The organism is uncultured Winogradskyella sp., from assembly GCF_963975125.1.
GTDB lineage: Bacteria > Bacteroidota > Bacteroidia > Flavobacteriales > Flavobacteriaceae > Winogradskyella.
Window position 1 is genome coordinate 1 of the sequence record NZ_CAXBGB010000138.1, and the last position, 3477, is coordinate 3477.

Consider the following 3477-nt stretch of genomic DNA (forward strand, 5'->3'; position numbering starts at 1 on the left):
AATATAAGGGATTCCATTGATTTATCGCTGTGGAGTTTATGAACCGTAATATGGGGAACTATATACAAGTTTACACTACCTTATAGTTTCTTTTTAGATAATTTATTTCCTGCAATAATTAACCATATCACAGTACAATGAATCACAAAGTACAATATGTAATTAATCCATATATAATTTTTAAATAATACAGGAATACTAAGGGATATTGATGTGAAAATAGCTGTTAAAACTGTGAAAGCAACACCGATAGTAACAGACTCTCTTATGTTTTTAAGTCCAAAATTATTTAACCAAAATGGTGCAGAAAAAGAAAGAAAAATAATCAATACAAACAAGGCGGAACTACTTAAAATAGTTGTTATTATGGAGACTTTAGGAGAAGCATTTTTTATTTCAGTATTATTTATAGTTGGTTGTTGGGTGTTAGTGTATTCAGAAAAGGAAGACCATAAAGATGATAAATGATTGTAATAGTGCTGACTTTCAAGGGTTTCATTCTCTTTGTCTATAAGCATTTTATAGATATTTTTATCTGATTTGTATGACTCTTTTAGTGACGATATTCTTTCTAGTTTTTGAAGCTTAGAGTTTTCAAAGCTTCGATAAGTAAATTGAAAACAAAAATCAATAACGAGAGCGAAAATTACTATCATTACAAAATTTCCAAGTCTAACACCAATAGTCTTCTTTGCGTCAAAGAAAATTGAATGAAATAAGTCTAATATCTTTTCCATAAAATAAATAATTAGTATTTAATTACACTAAATAATTAGGATTAGTGTAATTAAAGTATTACATTAGCTGTATAATATTACAGTTATGATCAACCAAGATTTCAACTCGATTTTAGATTTAATAAAAGCATTTCCCGATAACCAATCTTGTATTGATCATTTAGAGCAACTAAGATGGAACGGAAACGTTGTTAGTCCTTTTGATCCTACTTCTAAAGTGTACGATTGTAAAGGAAATAAATATAAGTGTAAAAACACAGGAAAATACTTCAATGTAAAAACCAATACCATTTTTGATAATACTAAATTGGATTTACAAAAATGGTTTCTTGCTATTTGGTTGGTTACTTCCCATAAAAAAGGAATTTCATCTTTACAATTAGGACGTGATTTGGACATTACCCAAAAATCCGCTTGGTTCATGTTACAAAGAATCAGAAAATGTTTCGGCATTAATGATGATTCAGAATTAAATGGAGAAGTTGAAATCGATGAAACCTATGTAGGTGGCAGGGCTAAAAATAGACAAGCAAAAGTAAGGGCTGATAAATCAGAAGAGACTACTGAAAAATATAGGAAATCAGCCGTTTTAGGAATGGTTGAAAGAAAAGGTAATGTTAGGGCTATGATTGTAGAGAACGCAACGGAAAACGCCTTATTACCTCAAATATCTAGGCACATATCAAGTAAAGCAATAATCTATAGTGATGAATTATCCTCTTATAATAAATTAAGTAGGGTTTACGATCATCACACAGTAGTACATAGCAGAGGTGAATATGTAAGAGGTAGAGTTAATATGAACTCAATAGAAAGCTTTTGGGCTTTATTGAAAAGGGGTATTGTAGGTATATATCATTTTACTTCTAAGAAACATTTACAACTTTATGTTGATGAATTTGTATTCAGATACAATACTAGACATGGTGGAGAATCTGAAAGATTTAATTTACTTTTAACGAACATTGAAAATAGAATCACTTATAACAAATTAATTAATGGGTAATCTAGAGGAACAGCAGAATTTTTTGTTTTATACAGCCGATGATGGAACTACTAACATCCAAGTAATTGTTGATGAAGATACCGTATGGGCAACTCAACGTTCAATGAGTGAGATATTTGACGTTGAGGAAAACACTATTAACTACCATATTAGTAATGTTTATGTAGATGGTGAGTTGGCAAAAAGCGCAACTACTCGAAAAATTAGAGTAGTTCGAAAAGAAGGTAGTAGAGATGTTAATAGAGAACTGGACTTTTATAACTTAGACATGATAATATCTGTTGGCTATAGGGTAAGCTCTCCTAAAGCTACAAGATTCAGAATTTGGGCAACATCTGTTCTTAAAGAATTTTTAATAAAAGGGTTTGCTTTAGATGATGATAGGCTAAAGCAAGGAAAAACACTTTTTGATAAAGATTACTTTGATGAGTTAGTAGAACGAATCCGCGAAATACGCGCTTCAGAAAGAAGGTTTTATCAAAAAATCACCGACATATATGCGACAGCTTTAGATTACGACCCTAAAGCAAAAATTTCTCAAGATTTTTTCGCAACTGTTCAAAATAAACTAGAATACGCTATAACCCATTACACAGCCTCTGAAATTATAAAACTTAGGGCTAATGCGTCTTTGCCGAACATGGGCCTAACCAGTTGGAAAAACGAAAAGAAGGGAGGTAAAATATTAAAATCAGATGTTTCGATTGGCAAAAATTACTTCAGGCACAATGAAATTTCGGAATTAAATATTTTAGTTAACATGTTGCTAGATTATGCAGAACTGCAAGCAAAAAAAGGACATGGTATGACAATGAGCGATTGGGTTAAAAAACTTGATTCGTTTATTCAATTCAATGACTATGATATATTACAAGGAAAGGGAGCTGTAAGTGCTAAGGTCGCAAAGGCTTTCGCTGAAAAAGAGTATTCTAAATTCAGGATAGTTCAAGATATTGAGTTTAAATCAGATTTTGATAAACTTGTTGAGGAAACAAAAAAAGGTGAAATTCCAAAGCCTCCTTTGCCACCACCACCACCACCTTTGTCTGAATTTAACCAAAATCTAAAACAAGGCTTAGGATGGAATCCTAAAGAAAATAATTAATGTCTATGGAAACAACAATGATTATTAAAGGCAAAAAATTTCATGTCAAGTATGAAAGCGGAATTGTATCTGTACGATCTCCCGAAAATATTACTTGGGTTTCAGGCCAAAAAAGCCCCATTCCAGACCTTAGTAATGAGAAAATTCAGGAAATGGCAAAAGAAACAGTAATAGGGCTTGGACTTACTTAATTAAGTTAAGAAACATATAATACACCCTATTACCGTAGCATCGATTTTGACCGTTTAGTCTTAGAACAGTCCTAAGAAAACTATTCATTGACAATGCACACGCTCATTGATACGTAAGATTTAATTTGACCTTTAAGGTCGGCAGGATGCTTATGGAGTACTTACTGAATTAGCGGTTTGACTACCATAGATTGGACAACTTACATACTTCAAAAAAATGCACATATCCAGTGCGGAAATCAAACTTTTCTTTTTAGTGTAAACTTATATATAGTTCCCGTAATATGGGCGTCTATAATCATGTACAAACGACTACAAACGATAACAAACGAAATTAAGTGCTTTATAACCGAATAACATTTGCTTGGGTAGCTAAGTTTGTTCCATCAAAAATCATTAACTGTTTAACCTTTCCCGGAGTGGATTCGGGATTTAAAA

The 3477-nt window shown here is 31.9% G+C and carries 4 protein-coding genes; 3 read left to right on the top strand and 1 reads right to left on the bottom strand.

Going from position 1 to position 3477, the window contains the following annotated elements; genetic code table 11:
- Positions 1–80: 80 nt before the first annotated feature.
- On the bottom strand, positions 81–737 hold the full coding sequence (locus AAC053_RS13690; protein ID WP_339757789.1) for a hypothetical protein: 657 nt from the start codon (positions 735–737) through the stop codon (positions 81–83).
- Positions 738–822: 85 nt separating this feature from the next.
- Here AAC053_RS13690 and AAC053_RS13695 point away from each other — a divergent pair, with 85 nt between their 5' ends.
- The 3 genes from AAC053_RS13695 to AAC053_RS13705 are packed head-to-tail and all read left to right on the top strand — an operon-like array spanning position 823 to position 3039.
- The gene (locus tag AAC053_RS13695; RefSeq protein ID WP_339757792.1) at positions 823–1743 is read left to right on the top strand and encodes an IS1595 family transposase; all 921 of its coding nucleotides are present in this window, start codon (positions 823–825) and stop codon (positions 1741–1743) included.
- On the top strand, positions 1736–2848 hold the full coding sequence (locus tag AAC053_RS13700; protein ID WP_339757794.1) for a virulence RhuM family protein: 1113 nt from the start codon (positions 1736–1738) through the stop codon (positions 2846–2848). Before AAC053_RS13695 ends, AAC053_RS13700 begins: the two co-directional genes overlap by 8 nt.
- A 5-nt stretch (positions 2849–2853) precedes the next feature.
- On the top strand, positions 2854–3039 hold the full coding sequence (locus AAC053_RS13705; RefSeq protein ID WP_339757797.1) for a hypothetical protein: 186 nt from the start codon (positions 2854–2856) through the stop codon (positions 3037–3039).
- Positions 3040–3477 lie beyond the last annotated feature (438 nt).

Excerpts from the sequence above, each read along its gene's own strand:
- AAC053_RS13690 (WP_339757789.1), bottom strand. The coding sequence starts at position 737 with ATGGAAAAGATATTAGACTTATTTCATTCAATTTTCTTTGACGCAAAG.
- AAC053_RS13695 (WP_339757792.1), top strand. The coding sequence starts at position 823 with ATGATCAACCAAGATTTCAACTCGATTTTAGATTTAATAAAAGCATTT.
- AAC053_RS13700 (WP_339757794.1), top strand. The coding sequence starts at position 1,736 with ATGGGTAATCTAGAGGAACAGCAGAATTTTTTGTTTTATACAGCCGAT.
- AAC053_RS13705 (WP_339757797.1), top strand. The coding sequence starts at position 2,854 with ATGGAAACAACAATGATTATTAAAGGCAAAAAATTTCATGTCAAGTAT.